Source organism: Lactiplantibacillus plantarum, from assembly GCF_014131735.1.
Taxonomy (GTDB): domain Bacteria; phylum Bacillota; class Bacilli; order Lactobacillales; family Lactobacillaceae; genus Lactiplantibacillus; species Lactiplantibacillus plantarum.
This window is the reverse complement of the sequence record NZ_CP039121.1, coordinates 3,075,963-3,091,351: the sequence shown is the minus strand read 5'-3', so window position 1 is coordinate 3,091,351 and position 15,389 is coordinate 3,075,963. Positions and strand designations below refer to the sequence as shown.

Genomic DNA, 15,389 nt, shown 5'->3' with positions numbered 1-15,389 from the left:
TAGTAGGGGTGAAATTAGATGCAGAGTACGAAAAACAAAACAACCGCCTTTCCGGTCCGGTTTTTTGGCAGCCTCTTCTCACCTCGAAGAATGTTTGCCAACCGTGATCAGTTTAATTGGTTACAGATTATTGTTTTATTTATCTTTTTGACCGCGGTAATGGTCATGCCGATTCCGTTTTACTATAATCACCAAACGAATTTTAATCTGTCACCATTTTTACCACACATTGATAAAATGATGGTCAGTGATCAGATGCAAACGGCAATGAAAACTGCGAACTACCGTGATCAGCGGTTCAAGGATGTCAAACATCAAATCATTATTAAAACTAAGGATAATGTTGCAGGCTTCGATCTCACGAACGATGATATGGCAGGACGCAAGAATGTCATTAATTTACATGCTAGTACGTTTCAAGTGAAATCGGTCGGTAGTGAATTTAAAGCCAAGTATGTGCCAGGCCATAACTTAAAGACAAACGCTCATGCGTTTCTGGTTAATTCTTGGTATCAAAGCAATAAAGTGATGATTGGTCTATTTATGCTCATGGCACTTGGATTAATTATTGTGGGGGTCAACCTGATCCTCGTAAATGGGGCGGCGTTCTTCTTATTCTTGTCACGACATAATAAGATCACGCATATTCGGAATTTCCGCGAAGGCGTTAACTTAACGTTGATGATGATGGGGATTGGGAGTCTGTTAGCGATGGTGATTGGCTTAATTCATTTTGATGTCACTATCGAATTGACCGTGCAGTCCCTCAGCTTGGCCTTCGTTGTGTTGTGGGTATATCTGAAAACAAAATTCAAAGATCCGGAAGTTGACCAAACCATGTTGCTTTAGGTCAATTAGTAAGCATAGAAATGAGGAAGATTAATGGCACGCGATACGCAAACGCAATTACGCAATGAGATGATTTACTCAGTCTTTGTTAGAAACTACTCAGAAGCTGGTAATTTTGCTGGCGTAACTGCTGACTTACAACGAATTAAGGATTTAGGAACCGATATTTTGTGGCTACTGCCAATCAATCCGATCGGTGAGGTCAACCGTAAGGGGACACTTGGTTCGCCATATGCAATCAAGGACTACCGTGGGATCAATCCGGAATACGGGACTTTAGCTGACTTTAAAGCACTCACGGATAGGGCGCATGAATTAGGAATGAAAGTGATGTTAGACATTGTCTATAATCACACTTCGCCTGATTCAGTCTTAGCAACCGAACATCCAGAGTGGTTTTATCACGACGCGGATGGTCAGTTGACGAATAAGGTCGGCGACTGGAGTGACGTTAAAGACTTAGACTATGGTCACCATGAGTTGTGGCAGTATCAAATCGACACACTCTTGTATTGGAGCCAGTTTGTGGACGGTTACCGTTGTGATGTTGCGCCATTAGTGCCACTTGATTTCTGGCTTGAAGCGCGGAAACAGGTTAATGCGAAGTACCCGGAAACGTTATGGTTAGCGGAGTCAGCCGGCAGTGGTTTTATTGAGGAACTGCGGTCACAAGGCTACACGGGTCTGTCTGACAGTGAACTTTATCAAGCTTTTGATATGACATACGATTACGACGTCTTCGGTGATTTTAAAGATTACTGGCAAGGACGCAGTACGGTCGAACGGTATGTTGACTTGTTACAACGCCAAGATGCCACTTTCCCTGGTAATTATGTCAAGATGCGCTTCTTGGAAAATCATGATAATGCACGCATGATGAGCTTGATGCACAGCAAAGCTGAAGCCGTTAATAACTTGACCTGGATCTTCATGCAACGTGGTATTCCGTTAATCTATAACGGGCAAGAATTTTTGGCCGAACACCAACCATCATTGTTCGATCGGGATACCATGGTTGCAGATCGTCATGGGGACGTGACACCACTGATTCAAAAGCTAGTGACTATTAAGCAACTACCATTACTGCGTGCTGCGGACTACCAATTGGCAGTCGTAGAAGAAGGTATCGTTAAGATTACTTACCGTGCGGCTGGCGAAGCGTTAACAGCCTGGATTCCGTTAAAAGGTCAGGTCACAGCAGTTGCGACTAAGCTAGCAGCTGGTAGCTATCAAAATCTGTTAACAGATGGTCCTACTGAAGTTGTGGATGGCAAGCTGACAGTTGATGGTCAACCAGTATTAATTAAATATGTCACCAATACGGCGGTGACTAAAGTTGCTGACCAGTCCAATTAGCTGATTAATAGCTTTGAATAATCGATCAAAAAGCAACCGTTTGCGGGCGATTGCACGTGTAATAGTAGTTTAGAAGTGAGAAAACAAGGGAGTGGATTTCGATGGTTGAAATGAATCTCGATCACATTTACAAAAAATATGAGGGTAACGATAAATATTCAGTTACCGATATGAATCTTGATATTAAAGATGGGGAGTTCATCTTCTTCATTGGCCCATCTGGCTGTGGTAAGTCAACGACATTACGGATGATTGCTGGCTTGGAAGACATCACTAAGGGTGACTTCAAGATGAACGGTCAAGTTATGAATGACGTGGAACCAAAAAACCGTGATATCGCGATGGTTTTTCAAACTTATGCACTATACCCGAACATGTCAGTCTTTGACAATATGGCCTTTGGATTGAAGATTCGGAAAACTTACAGTAATACTGAAATCAAAAAGCGAGTGGATAACGCTGCTGAGCAATTGGGCTTAACCGATTATCTACAACGGAAACCAGCCAATTTATCTGGTGGTCAACGGCAACGGGTTGCTTTAGGACGGGCCATCGTCCGGGACGCGGGGACGTTCCTATTGGACGAACCGTTATCTAACTTGGATGCTAAGCTACGGGTCGATATGCGGACTACGATTGCTCAAATGCATCAACGCTTGAAGACCAACATGATCTATGTCACCCATGATCAAATTGAAGCGATGACGATGGCTGATCGGATCGTCATTATGAATGACGGTAAGATCATGCAAGTTGGGACACCGCACGAATTGTATAACGAACCGGTTAATCAATTTGTGGCTGGCTTCATGGGATCACCTTCAATGAACTTCTTCAATGCCACCTTACATGATGGTCGGGTAACTGATGGTGAGGGACTCGACGTAGCTGTCCCGGAAGGTCAATTGAAAGTTTTAAAGGCTCAAGGCTATGACCAGAAAAAGATGATTGTGGGTATCCGACCAGAGGACATTCATGCTGAGCAAATTGCGCTTGAAGCGATGTCAGATTCAATTGTTAAGACGAAGGTCGTCGTTTCTGAATTCTTAGGTGCCGAAAGCATGTTATATTGTACAGCTGGCAAATCTAAATTTACTGCCCAAGTGGATGCACGTGATTATCATAACCCGGGTGAGAATGTGGAAGTTGCTTTTGAAATGTCGAAGGCCCACTTCTTTGATTCTGAAACTAAAGATGTTATTCGGTAATTTCGAACGACGGAGGAGCAACAACAATGAAACGTATTTTTGAAGTAGATCCGTGGCACGTCATTAGTCATGAACTCGTACCGACGGATAAGCGATTGCAGGAAAGCATGACCAGTATTGGTAACGGCTACATGGGTATGCGGGGAATGTTTGAAGAGCACTATTCTAACGATACCCTCAAAGGGATTTATATCGGTGGGGTCTGGTATCCCGATAAAACCCGGGTCGGCTGGTGGAAGAACGGTTATCCCGATTATTTCGGTAAGGTGATCAATTCGGTCAATTTCATCAAAGTCAATATCACGATTGATGGTGATCAAGTTGATTTGGCGAAGGACACAGTCAGTGACTTTACGTTGGATCTTGATATGCATACGGGAATTTTACGGCGTTCATTTATTATTACCAAGGGTGAAAAACGCGTCCAATTCATGATTGATCGGTTCGTCAGCGTTGCACAAAAAGAGTTATTTGATGTGCACTATAGTGTTCACAATTTGGGTGCGGAACCGGTCCAAATTGGATTTATTTCGCAAATTGATGCGGACGTCTTCAATGAAGATGCGAACTATGATGAGCAGTTCTGGCAAGTGCTAGACAAGAGTCATGCGATTACTGGTGGCAGCATGTTTGCAGAAACGAAGCCGAATAACTTCGGAACACCGCGCTTTACGCTCGGCATGCAGATGCTTCATGAAACGGCTTTTCGAGGTATTAACGCCCCAGAAACCGAAAAGGCAGTTACAAATATCTTCCGGGGAACGTTAGCACCGGATGAAACCAAGAATTTTGAAAAACGAGTCCTCGTGGTGACTTCACGGGATTACGCGGATATGGCGGCGATGCGGACTGGCTTAGCCGAATTAAGTGAAACGGTCAGCACACAGTCATATGAGGACTTACGGCAGGCCCATGTTGATGGTTGGGCTAAACGCTGGCAGTTATCTGACGTGTTGATTGACGGTGACGATGCGGCACAACAAGGCATTCGCTTCAACTTATTCCAGTTATTCTCGACCTACTATGGCGAAGATAAGCGCCTGAACCTGGGGCCAAAAGGCTTTACTGGTGAAAAGTATGGTGGTGCGACGTATTGGGATACCGAAGCGTTCGGAGTACCGTTCTACCTTTCATTGGCGAAACCAGAAGTAACGGAGAACTTACTGGAATACCGGTATAATCAGCTTGCTGGAGCTTTCCATAATGCTAAAATGCAGGGCTTGGCTGGTGCCTTGTACCCGATGGTGACCTTCAACGGAATTGAGTGCCATAACGAATGGGAGATTACGTTCGAAGAGATTCATCGAAATGGGTCTATTGCGTATGCCATCTTCAATTACACACGTTATACCGGTGATGAGATCTACTTGAAGACTAAAGGAATCGACGTTTTGACGGGGATTTCACGTTTTTGGGCTGATCGGGTCCACTTCTCAGAACGGAAACAACAGTATATGATTCACGGTGTCACTGGTCCTAATGAGTATGAAAACAACGTGAATAACAATTGGTATACGAACTTTATGGCGCGCTGGACGTTAGAATACACGTTAGCGAGTTTGAAGAAAGTGGATGCCGCTAAGCGTGCAGCACTTCAAATCACGGATGCTGAGCTTGCAAAGTGGCAAGATATTGTTGACCGGATGTACTTCCCGTATGATGAAAAATTAGGAATCTTCGTTCAACAAGATGGCTTCCTTGATAAGGACGTCAAGCCAGTTTCAAGTATTCCTGCTGATCAACGGCCAATCAATCAACACTGGTCATGGGATCATATTCTACGGTCACCGTATATCAAGCAGGCGGATGTCTTGCAAGGAATCTATTACTTCATGGATAAATTCACGGCGGAACAGAAGAAACGTAACTTTGATTTCTATGAACCGTTGACCGTCCATGAATCTAGTCTTTCACCAGCCGTCCATGCCATTCTAGCAGCGGACTTGCATTATGAGGATAAGGCCGTGGAAATGTATGAACGGACAGCCCGTCTTGATCTTGATAATTATAATAATGATACGGTCGACGGCTTGCATATTACGTCGATGACCGGTTCATGGCTCGCAATCGTTCAAGGCTTTGCTGGTATGCGAGTTAAGGATGATACCTTAGCCTTTGCACCGTTTGTGCCTAAAGCGTGGACCCATTATCAATTCCACGTTAACTTCCGCGGTCGCTTGATTAAAGTGGATGTCGATCAACAGGGTACGACCGTTGAACTGGTTAGTGGGGAACCACTGACTATCGAACTTAATGGGCAAGCTATCGAGGTCGCTAGCACCGTAACAACTAAGTAAATATGAACGCTTGATTGTGGTCTGACCGTAACTGGCCACAATCAAGTTTCCAACCTAAGAATGAGCTCAATTCATTCCAACCTAACTTCTAAATCGGTCCGTATCAGCTGATACGGGCCTTTTTAGTGTCTGGACATAAAAGAGTCCCTCACTTGGAAATATCGATTTCCAAGTGAGGGGCTCGGCTGTTCTATTCAAATAGCATCGGTAGGGTTATTTGAGTGTTTGCGTCAATCCTAGCACGTCCATTTCGTAAATCCGAACGGCGGTGTCAGCAACTTGGGTTGGTTTATCGACGACTAACCGGACGTAGCGCGCCGAAGTAGCCGCGAAAGTATTGAGACTAGTGGCTTGCGTGTTATTGTAGGTCCGGGCAACGTCCGTGTAGCGTTTGCCATCAGTGCTGACCTGAATGGTCCAAGCGCGGGTGTTCATATCAGCACCTTCGCCACCAGCTTTGGCATGCGCTAATTTAACCGCACTCACAGTCGTTTGACGGCCTAAATCCAGCGTCAAGGTATGCGGTGCCTTACCGGTTGCACACCATTTAGTATCGAGTTTCCCATCCACCGCCATTTTAGGTGCTTCACTACTATTCGTGTATCCGGAGGCACTGGTCTTGGCGTTCTTGGATAGTAAGGTTAAAGCGCCTTGAGCTTTCGGTGTAATCGTAATGAGCTTTTTCATTGTAACGTGCCGTTGGCCATCCTTATTTTTAGCGGTTAATGTGACGTTATAAGTGCCAGCCTTACGGTAAGTGACCGTGGGGTTTTTGGCGGTGCTGGTCGTCTTTGTGGCACCGTCAAATTCCCATTTATAGCTGGTTGCGTTTTTGGATGAGGCATTTGTAAACTTGATCGTGTTACCGGGAGCTGCCAGGGTGCGGTTAACCGTAAATGCCGCTTTAGGTTTACGATTATCCGGCCATTTTAAGGTAACTTGGTCAGAAGCATCGCCACGTTGGTTCCAAATATCAACTGGAACGACCATCAGATTGGTCTCGTTGTGCTGCCCATTCCGTTTCAACGCGTTTAAATAGAAATTAGTCGTGTTAGTGGCCCCCAGAAATGAGCGAGAACCGTCATTGTTAACCTGATAAATTTCGTAATGATCCAGCTTATTTTTAGTGGTGGCTTGCCAACTCAGGTTGACACCGGCGTACTTGCCTTCTTCGTCGAAGGTCCGATTATCAATGGTGACCTGGTTGACCTTTTTCGGCGCGGCCTGCTGCTTGCCGGTAATTGCGAGGCGACCTAATTGAACGCTGTAGCTAGCATCAGTCTCGGCGGCACTGATTTTGAGGCTAAGGCCTTTGATTGTTTTTTTTGTTAACTGACTAACGTCATAGCTAACGGTCGTCCAGTGCTTGCTGAGTGTCCGGTCACCCGCGATGGTCTTAGTGCGGCCGTCCTTTAAGGTCACCACTAGTTTAGCTGTAGATTTACCAGATGCCTTAGCGGTTAAACTAACCTGGGTATCGGCAGTGACGTCTAGGTCCGTGGTGTAGAGTTTGATTGTGCTAGCGGTGTCCTTACGCATTTTGCCGGCTAACTTGATATCATTGCCACCTTCGTAGGCGTCAGTGTAGTCAAAGCTGGCCTTTAACGCATTACCATTGCCATTATTGATTAACCAGCGGTAAGTCGGATTGACTGCTTGCAGTGAGCGATTGTTCCAATCACGTAGCGAAACATTTTTCCCCTTAATGAAGTAGTTATAGCCATTGCCTAAGCTGAAATTAGTGACAAAGGGCTGTTTCGTAATGGCACTTTATTCAACCGCGTATGTTGAAACACCCGGCCAATGTGTTGAAGTAGTTGACGGAATGCTACGGGACGGATCATTTTGATCATTGACCCACAGAGCACCTTCTTTGGCTTGAAATTCGTCAACCGTATCGGAAGAAGCGTGTGTCCAGTCCGGTGCGTACAATCCTAGCGACGTGTATGGCACATGTTGTTTATTAGCGAATAGATTCCAACGAACAGGGGTAGCGGTTCCGTCAGCTTGAACATCGATTCCTGCAAAGAGGTTGTAAGGACTAATCCCAAGCTTTTCGGCGCGTTCGTGTGACTTTTTGAGTAATTCTTGACTGGCGAGACGCTTCTTCGTCCACCAGAAGTTAAGAAACATCGAGTCAGCAACTGGTTTCATATTGGCATCGACTAGATAAGATTGGTTTTCTTTGGTCAATGCGTTTTGCCAATCCATTTTACCATCCTTCGTCATCGAGTCATACCACATCAGGTCTAGCTTGGAGCCGGCCTTTTGTTTGTATTCTTTGATTAACTGTTGCATTAGTTGGGCGTGCTTTTTGCTCAGCCCATTACTAGTTGAGCTGGTTGCGGTCTTTCCGGTGGAAGCCGAATCAAAACTTTTAACTTCGGGGTCGGTCTCTTGGTTGATGAACCAGCCGTCAAACCCGTAAGCTTTCGCAACCGCGACTAGTTTATCAGCCATCGGAAAATGTCCGTCAGCATCTTGTTTTAAGAAGTCATTGAGCCACTTTAACTTCCCGCCACTAACCACTTGTGGAAAGAAAACGGTTCCAAGAACGGGCACGCCGTTTTTATGAGCAGAATCGATGACATCTGCGGTCGGTGGCACAATCAAACCTTCGCCTGCCGAACCGCCCCAGTAGACGAGTTGGTCAATATACTGCCAGTTGGAGAAGACATTCGCATCGAACGTATTAATCCCGCGAGGCGCGTTGCCACTAGTTGAACTATTCATAATGGATAACGCGACGACCTTCATCTTTGGGTCCTGGGTCTTGTTAACCGTCGGCAGTTGCCATTTATCGATCCGTTTGGCTAGTGGAACCGAGGCGGTGTTGTACTTGGCTGCTTTATCCTTGCTCAACTGCCATTTCAGCAGTTGTTTTGGAAACCAGTACGGTGCTTCGGGTTGATTATCCATCCCCTTATCAAGGGTGGCCTCAGCCGTTTGACGGTAACTGATCTGCTGATTAGCTGACTGTTTCGAACAAGCTACTAAACCTACAGCAGTCGTTATCAAAGCTAGTGTGCCAACAATGTAGCGATATTGTCCATGTCTCATAGCGATATCCTCCTGTGAACTAAGCAAAATTGACATATCCGCGTTATGTGAGCGCTGATTGCATGAATCGTAATTAAAACGTGGCCTCGACTTAGATTTTTGACCACCGCGCTCTGGCAATTGGCAGAAATGCCTGGAGGTCGGTGTAGGGTGAACTAAGCATATTTACGCTAACCTGAACTCTTTCCAGCGAGCCTAAGCCGACTGCTTTTGACGTTAATTATTTTGCCTACTTTAATCATGACTCATGACAAATTAGCTAGCACAACGCGTGAAATACAAATCTCTATATATTGCTGGTATGTATGATATCGGTTTCGGTGACAGATGAGTATAGCTAAATTAAGGGAATTCTTCCACAAATTAAACTAATTGATAGGGTCAATCAATTTTGATGTAAGGAGAATGCTGGGTTTCAACTTGCGCGCAATGTGTGAATAATTGAGGATTGTTGCGGTGCCGATACAATTTAACGAACGCGAATTTTTGCGTGATGAATGGTATGTAGTATAATAACTAGCTAGGAAGGTGATTATTTATTAAGTATAAAGTTGATAATGGTGAATATCCCAGTGGTAAGGACGCTGTGGATCCCAAGCGAGTTAAATATCTGAAATTGATTAGTAAGTTAGCGACATTTACGTGTATTGCGATGTACGTGTCATATATTCCGCAAATCATTTCGAATTTCTCAGGTGACCCAGTATCGCCGCTACAACCACTCGTGGCAATGATTAATGGGATACTATGGACTGGTTACGGCTGGTTCAAGACTTATAAGGATTGGCCCGTTATTATTTCAAATGTTCCCGGGGTGATTTTTGGATTTATCACTGTTTTAACCGTATATATTCATTAACCGAATGACAAATTGACTGTAAACTAAAAGTCCGCTGATACGTTTAAACGCGTATCGGCGGACTTTTTTGCAAGGTGTTAAGCGTTCTTTAAAGCAGCCTGAGCTAACAATAGGCCACCGGCAATGCCAGAATTGTTACCCAGTCCAGCGGGAACGATATAGTCATCCAGTGGTGGGACTTCTTCGTAGCCATTTAGATAGGCGGCAAACTTTTCACGAATCATGGGAAAGAGCTGCCGTTGATTCATAACACCACCGTTAAGAATAATTTTATCAGGTGCGAAGGCGACGGTGAGGTTGACACATGCCTGTGCGATGTAGTCAGCGATGATTGGCCAGACCGGATCGTCGACGGGAATATCTTTCCCAGCTTTCCCCGTTCGTTTTCCCACTGCTGGCCCAGCAGCTAAACCTTCTAAACAGATGTCATGGTAGGGGCAGTTGGACTTGAAATCGTCCCCAGGTAACCGGTTGAGTCGCATGTGACCAAGTTCAGTATGAGTGCGACCATTAAAAATGTGGTTCTGACTAATGACGCCAGCGCCAACACCGGTACCAATCGTCATGTAGATGCTGTTAGGGACGTCCTTAGCGATTCCAATCATTGATTCGCCATAAGCGGCTTCGTTAACATCAGTGGTCCAGTAGAGTGGGATGTTGAAGCGACTTTTAAGATGGCCTAAAAAATCGAAGTCACCCCAGCCGGGTTTGGGAGTCGTGGTAATGTAACCATATTTCGGATCATCGGGATTAACGCCGATGGGGCCAAATGAACCGATACCAATCGCGTCAACGGGATGAGTCGTAAAATAGTCGTCTACCGCAGTCATGGTTTCAGCGGGGGTTGTCGTGGGGATCGAAATTCGGTCGCTAACTTGCCCGTTTTCAGCGCCCGTGGCACAAACAAATTTTGTACCACCAGCTTCAATTGCACCTAAAAGCATAGTGTGCCTCCTGTAGTTAAAAATGTAGTCTTATTTATTAATAGTATACTCTTAATTAGAAATTTTGTTAACGATTACATTAACTTTGACGTAAATGTTGCGTGCTAGGCCTGATTAAACCTGTCAGATCGTTTTATATCGCTGTAGCAGCAACTGAGCTAGCTGTCGGTTCAGTCAACGCAACGAGCTGTTCACCAGCTTGGACATTTGTGACTTTGAGTCGTTCAACATTAGCGTAGTTGGCCGTATTTGTGACGACTAGCATGACGGTTGGATCATAGTTAGCGGCTTTTAAGGCAGCGACGTCAAACGTTCCGAGTAGATCACCTTGATGAACGGTATCGCCCTTCTGAACGTTAGTAGTGAAGTGTTCACCATTTAAATTGACCGTATCTAATCCTAAGTGAATCAGAATTTCGGCACCAGCAGTTGTTTTGATGCCATAAGCATGATGGCTATCATAAGTGACAGTGATGACCCCGTCAGCTGGTGCGACGACCTGATCAGCGCTTGGCACGATTGCGGCGCCTTTACCCATGATTTCGGCTGAGAAAACTTGGTCGTTAACTTGTTTGAGACTTTCGCTAGTCCCCGTTACTGGTGCACTGATAATCTCATCATTAACATTGATGACGGTACTCGTTGGTGCTGGTGATTTTACTTGATCACGATCGTCACCGAGTGTTCGTTTGGCATAGATAAAAGTTGGAATAAATGCGACGACGAACGAGATGACAGCACTGAGCATGAATGCTGGAATCGACTTTGAAGCAATCGAAATGAACCCGATGACTGATGCGGGACCCATCGCCACGGACAGAACGTGGAATAGTCCTAAGAAAGCTGAAGCAATTCCTGAGGCAATCGCTGCAAAGACAAATGGAAATTTCATCTTGAGGTTGACCCCGAAAATAGCAGGTTCCGTAATTCCGAGTAACGCTGAGACCCCGGCTGAAGAAGTCAGGGCTTTTTGCTTTTGGCTCTTAGTGGCAAAGAAAATAGCTAAAGTGGCGGCACCTTGCCCAATGTTGGCCATCGAGGCGACTGGGAAGATAAAAGAACCTCCCGTTTTGGCGACGTTAGCCAATAACTGGGTTTCAATAGCCGGGAAGGTTTGGTGGAGCCCAGTAATGACAATGGCCGAGTAGAGAAGGCCAAAGATGCCCATGCCAATCCAACCAGTCGTGTTATATAAGCCTACTAAACCGTTAGTTAATGCGTCGCTCACCGTTCGTAAGACAGGACCGACGATTGTGAAAGTTAGAAAGCCAGTGATGACAATTGCAAACATTGGCGTGAACGTAAAGTCAAATGCACCCTTGATATGTTTGTGGAAGAACTTCTCCAAAGTAGCCAAAATATAAGCAACGGCCAAAACAGGGAGCACTTGGCCTTGATAGCCTGCTTGTGCAACGTGTAAACCAAAGACGTTCCAGTAAACCATCTTGCCAGCAGCCATGGTCGTTGCAACGCTATAGCCGTTAACTAGTGATGGTAAGACCATGATCATGCCCATCGTAGCACCCAGATAGGGGTTGCCACCGAAGCGCTTCGTTGCTGAAAATCCTAAGAGGATTGGCAAGAAAGTAAACGGCGCACTAGCCATCGCGTTAATCATTTCGGCGATACCTTTGAGGCCAGGGTAAACTTCAACAACTGACTTCGCCATAAAAAGATGCTCGGCAGTCAAAACGTTGTTTAGTGCCATTAATAGACCCCCAGCAACTAGTGCAGGGACGATTGGAATAAAAATATCAGATAAGACTTTGAGGAAGTCCATTAATGGATTTTTCTTTTGACCCGCAGCGGCAACTGCCTTGATGTCATCGGGGGTCGCTTCTTTAAGACCTGTTTTGGCGATTAAGGCGTCATAGACTTTATCGACATCGCCAGGGCCAATAATGATTTGGTATTGGCCGTTAGTTTCGAAGGTCCCCTTAACGTCCGCGTCGTCATCTAAGGCTTGTTGATCAATCTTGGATTCATCCTTGATGACCAAACGAAGGCGTGTCGCACAGTGGGCGGCGGCTTGAATGTTGTTTTTACCAATTGCATTAAGTACGCGGTCGGCAACTTCTTGATGATTCATAATAATTCACTCCCTGAGTCTAAAATTATTTTTAATTTAATAATGCAAGCGCTTTACAGACCCAATAATAACAAGTTTGGAAAATATGTCAAGCGTTTGATACAAAATTGAATTGCTTGATAATCTTGTTAAAAAGCCGAATTTGAAACGCTGACATGAAAATATAATATAAAAATGTCAAACGATTGACATATCAGTGTAAGCGGTTTTATAATAGTGACAATTAAGTCGAACGTTAAAAAGGAGCTCATCGTCATGATATGGAATCGTAAAACCCGTTATACCCCTTATGAACAGTGGCCAGCAACTAAGCTACCACAGCTCGTTGCCCAGGCACGCCAGTCTAAGTGGCGGATGCAACATCATATTCAGCCTACATCAGGTTTGTTAAATGACCCCAATGGCTTTTCATACTTTGATGGTCAGTGGCACCTGTTCTACCAAGTCTTTCCGTTCGGTCCGGTACACGGACTGAAGTCATGGCAACACGTGACCTCTAAGAACTTGGTGGATTGGCATGATGAGGGCTTAGCGATTCGACCAGATACGCCGTACGACTCACACGGCGCGTACACGGGTACAGCACTACCAATTGATGATCAGTTATTTATTATGTATACGGGTAATGTCCGTACTGCCGACTGGCAACGTGAATCGTATCAATTAGGTGCCTGGATGGACACGGATAATCACATTAAAAAGCTGTCCCGGCCACTAATTGCGCATGCTCCGGCTGGGTATACGAGTTCGTTTCGTGATCCGGACTTGATCCGGACTGACCACGGCTACTACGCGCTAATCGGTGCGCAGACGACTACTGAGATCGGTGCTATCTTGGTTTATTTCTCAAAGGATCTGACCACCTGGACGTGTCAAGGCGAGTTGAACGTTCCCGCAAATGCGCGGGGTTATATGATTGAGTGTCCAAATCTGGTCTGGATCGATCAACAGCCCGTCTTATTGTTCTGTCCCCAAGGGTTATCACAAACAACGACCCCGTATCAGAATATTTATCCGAACATGTACCTAGTTGCCGATCAATTGGATCTGGCTCAGGCACAATTCACTGAACCCCACGCCCTGACGCAATTGGATGACGGCTTTGACGTGTATGCCACGCAGGCAATCAATGCGCCGGATGGCCGCGCGTTAGCCGTCAGCTGGATTGGGTTACCTGAAATTTCCTATCCAACTGATCGTGAAAATTGGGCCCATTGTTTGAGCTTAGTTAAGGAACTAACGCTTAAAGATGGGCACCTCTATCAAAATCCAGTGGCAGCGGTGGATGATTTGCGGACGACGGCGCATGACCTAGTCTTTGAGCAACAACGGGCGACGGTGGCCGCTTTGAATGGCAGCTTTGAACTCTTACTGACGGTTCCCGCTGATAAAACGGTCACGGTTAACATTGCTGATCAGCAGGAAAGTGGCCAGCTGCAGGTGACTGTTGATGCCAACCATGGTCAGGTTATGATTGATCGGCGGCATACGGGGAATTCGTTTGCTGAAGATTATGGTCAGACTCGTCAAGTTGAGTTAACGGCCCATAAGACGATAAAAATCCGGCTAATCATAGATGTGTCAGTCTTTGAATGCTATATTGATAATGGCTATTCCGTGATGACCGGCCGTTTCTTCTTAAACGCTACCCCGAGTCGCCTTAACGTTCAAGGTGACACTACGGCAGTTACCGGTAAAGTCTGGGAATGGCGCCAATCAGAGCATACTGGAGTCGATAACAATGAAACCAAAATTAAATGATGTTGCGAAGCTAGCGGGGGTCTCAGCGACAACCGTTTCTCGGGTTATTAATAACCATGGCTACCTGAGTAGTCAGACTAAAGAAAAAGTTTTCGCGGCGATGCGAGAACTGCATTATCAGCCGAATAATATGGCACGCTCACTGCAAGGAAAGAATACGCGCTTAATTGGCGTCATCTTTTCAGATATTAGTAATCCGTTCTTTGGTGAACTGGTGTCCCGGATTGAAAAAATCTTATTTGCTAAAAATTATAAGGTGATTTTATGTAATAGTGCGGATGATCCGCAAAAAGAACGCGACTACCTACAAATGTTGATGGCTAATCAGGTCGATGGGATTATTGCTGGTGCCCACAATTTAGGTATTGAAGAATATCAACAATACGGTCTTCCGATTATTTCATTTGACCGGTACTTATCCGACAATATTCCCATCGTTAGTTCGGATAATTACCAGGGGGGCTGGCTAGCAACCCAGACATTGCATCAGGCGGGGGCGACTAACGTGGCTATTTTTACTGGTAAGTCACACGCTGGTTCGCCAACGAATGGTCGCCGTGAAGGATATGAAGCCTACTTGACTGCCCAACAGCTAACACCCCATGTCCATGAATTACCGTTTGAATTGACCCCCGCGCTGAAGATGATGGAAATTAAGACGATTATGACACAACATCAGTATGATGGTATTTTTTGTAGTGATGATTTGACCGCTTTACTAGTGCTCAACGTCGCGCGACAACTGTCATTAACGGTTCCTGAGCAATTACGCGTTGTTGGTTATGATGGCACGGCGCTCATACGTGATTATCATTCTGAATTAACAACAGTAGAACAACCGTTAGCGGATATTAGCACGTTACTGGTTTCTCTACTATTGCAGCGGATTGAGGATGCGAATTGTACACTGGAATCAAAATATACGTTACCAGTTAAGCTCATCAAGGGCCTTACCGCGTAACTAAG

General features: G+C 45.4%; 9 protein-coding genes and 1 pseudogene. 7 read left to right on the top strand and 3 right to left on the bottom strand.

Annotation, left to right across the window (positions count from 1 at the left end; all coding sequences use genetic code 11):
* The first annotated feature begins 18 nt into the window (after window positions 1-18).
* From E5260_RS14555 to E5260_RS14540, 4 genes are all read left to right on the top strand, one after another.
* On the top strand, window positions 19-849 hold the full coding sequence (locus E5260_RS14555; protein ID WP_003641773.1) for a DUF1189 domain-containing protein: 831 nt from the start codon (window positions 19-21) through the stop codon (window positions 847-849).
* 33 nt (window positions 850-882) lie between these two features.
* On the top strand, window positions 883-2,205 hold the full coding sequence (locus E5260_RS14550) for an alpha-amylase family glycosyl hydrolase (RefSeq protein ID WP_003641774.1): 1,323 nt from the start codon (window positions 883-885) through the stop codon (window positions 2,203-2,205).
* Window positions 2,206-2,306: 101 nt separating this feature from the next.
* Window positions 2,307-3,413, top strand: coding sequence for an ABC transporter ATP-binding protein (locus E5260_RS14545; protein WP_003641775.1), 1,107 nt, complete (start codon window positions 2,307-2,309; stop codon window positions 3,411-3,413).
* Window positions 3,414-3,439: 26 nt separating this feature from the next.
* Window positions 3,440-5,710 carry a glycoside hydrolase family 65 protein gene (locus E5260_RS14540; protein WP_003641776.1) on the top strand — a complete coding sequence of 757 codons (2,271 nt, stop codon included), beginning with the start codon at window positions 3,440-3,442 and terminating at the stop codon, window positions 5,708-5,710.
* A 213-nt stretch (window positions 5,711-5,923) separates the two neighbouring features.
* Here E5260_RS14540 and E5260_RS15625 read toward each other — a convergent pair.
* Window positions 5,924-8,770: pseudogene (locus tag E5260_RS15625) on the bottom strand (endo-beta-N-acetylglucosaminidase).
* 586 nt (window positions 8,771-9,356) lie between these two features.
* Here E5260_RS15625 and E5260_RS14530 point away from each other — a divergent pair.
* Entirely contained in the window at window positions 9,357-9,629 is a 273-nt protein-coding gene (locus E5260_RS14530) for a SemiSWEET family transporter (RefSeq protein ID WP_003641779.1), read from the top strand.
* A 77-nt stretch (window positions 9,630-9,706) separates the two neighbouring features.
* On the opposite strand, the gene E5260_RS14525 is transcribed toward E5260_RS14530, so the two are convergent.
* On the bottom strand, window positions 9,707-10,573 hold the full coding sequence (locus tag E5260_RS14525) for a fructokinase (protein ID WP_003641780.1): 867 nt from the start codon (window positions 10,571-10,573) through the stop codon (window positions 9,707-9,709).
* Window positions 10,574-10,706: 133 nt separating this feature from the next.
* Complete coding sequence (locus E5260_RS14520) at window positions 10,707-12,662, bottom strand: sucrose-specific PTS transporter subunit IIBC (RefSeq protein WP_003641781.1); 1,956 nt, start codon at window positions 12,660-12,662, stop codon at window positions 10,707-10,709.
* 255 nt (window positions 12,663-12,917) lie between these two features.
* Here E5260_RS14520 and E5260_RS14515 point away from each other — a divergent pair, with 255 nt between their 5' ends.
* A complete protein-coding gene (locus E5260_RS14515; RefSeq protein ID WP_003643684.1) occupies window positions 12,918-14,423 on the top strand; it encodes a sucrose-6-phosphate hydrolase in 1,506 nt (501 codons plus the stop codon).
* Entirely contained in the window at window positions 14,404-15,384 is a 981-nt protein-coding gene (locus E5260_RS14510; RefSeq protein ID WP_003641783.1) for a LacI family DNA-binding transcriptional regulator, read from the top strand. The genes E5260_RS14515 and E5260_RS14510 overlap by 20 nt, the downstream gene beginning before the upstream one ends.
* Window positions 15,385-15,389 lie beyond the last annotated feature (5 nt).

What these genes read in the sequence shown, in the direction of transcription:
- E5260_RS14555 (WP_003641773.1), top strand. Translation starts at nt 19, where the DNA reads ATGCAGAGTACGAAAAACAAAACAACCGCCTTTCCGGTCCGGTTTTTT.
- E5260_RS14520 (WP_003641781.1), bottom strand. Translation starts at nt 12,662, where the DNA reads ATGAATCATCAAGAAGTTGCCGACCGCGTACTTAATGCAATTGGTAAA.
- E5260_RS14510 (WP_003641783.1), top strand. Translation starts at nt 14,404, where the DNA reads ATGAAACCAAAATTAAATGATGTTGCGAAGCTAGCGGGGGTCTCAGCG.
- E5260_RS14515 (WP_003643684.1), top strand. Translation starts at nt 12,918, where the DNA reads ATGATATGGAATCGTAAAACCCGTTATACCCCTTATGAACAGTGGCCA.
- E5260_RS14545 (WP_003641775.1), top strand. Translation starts at nt 2,307, where the DNA reads ATGGTTGAAATGAATCTCGATCACATTTACAAAAAATATGAGGGTAAC.
- E5260_RS14550 (WP_003641774.1), top strand. Translation starts at nt 883, where the DNA reads ATGGCACGCGATACGCAAACGCAATTACGCAATGAGATGATTTACTCA.
- E5260_RS14525 (WP_003641780.1), bottom strand. Translation starts at nt 10,573, where the DNA reads ATGCTTTTAGGTGCAATTGAAGCTGGTGGTACAAAATTTGTTTGTGCC.
- E5260_RS14540 (WP_003641776.1), top strand. Translation starts at nt 3,440, where the DNA reads ATGAAACGTATTTTTGAAGTAGATCCGTGGCACGTCATTAGTCATGAA.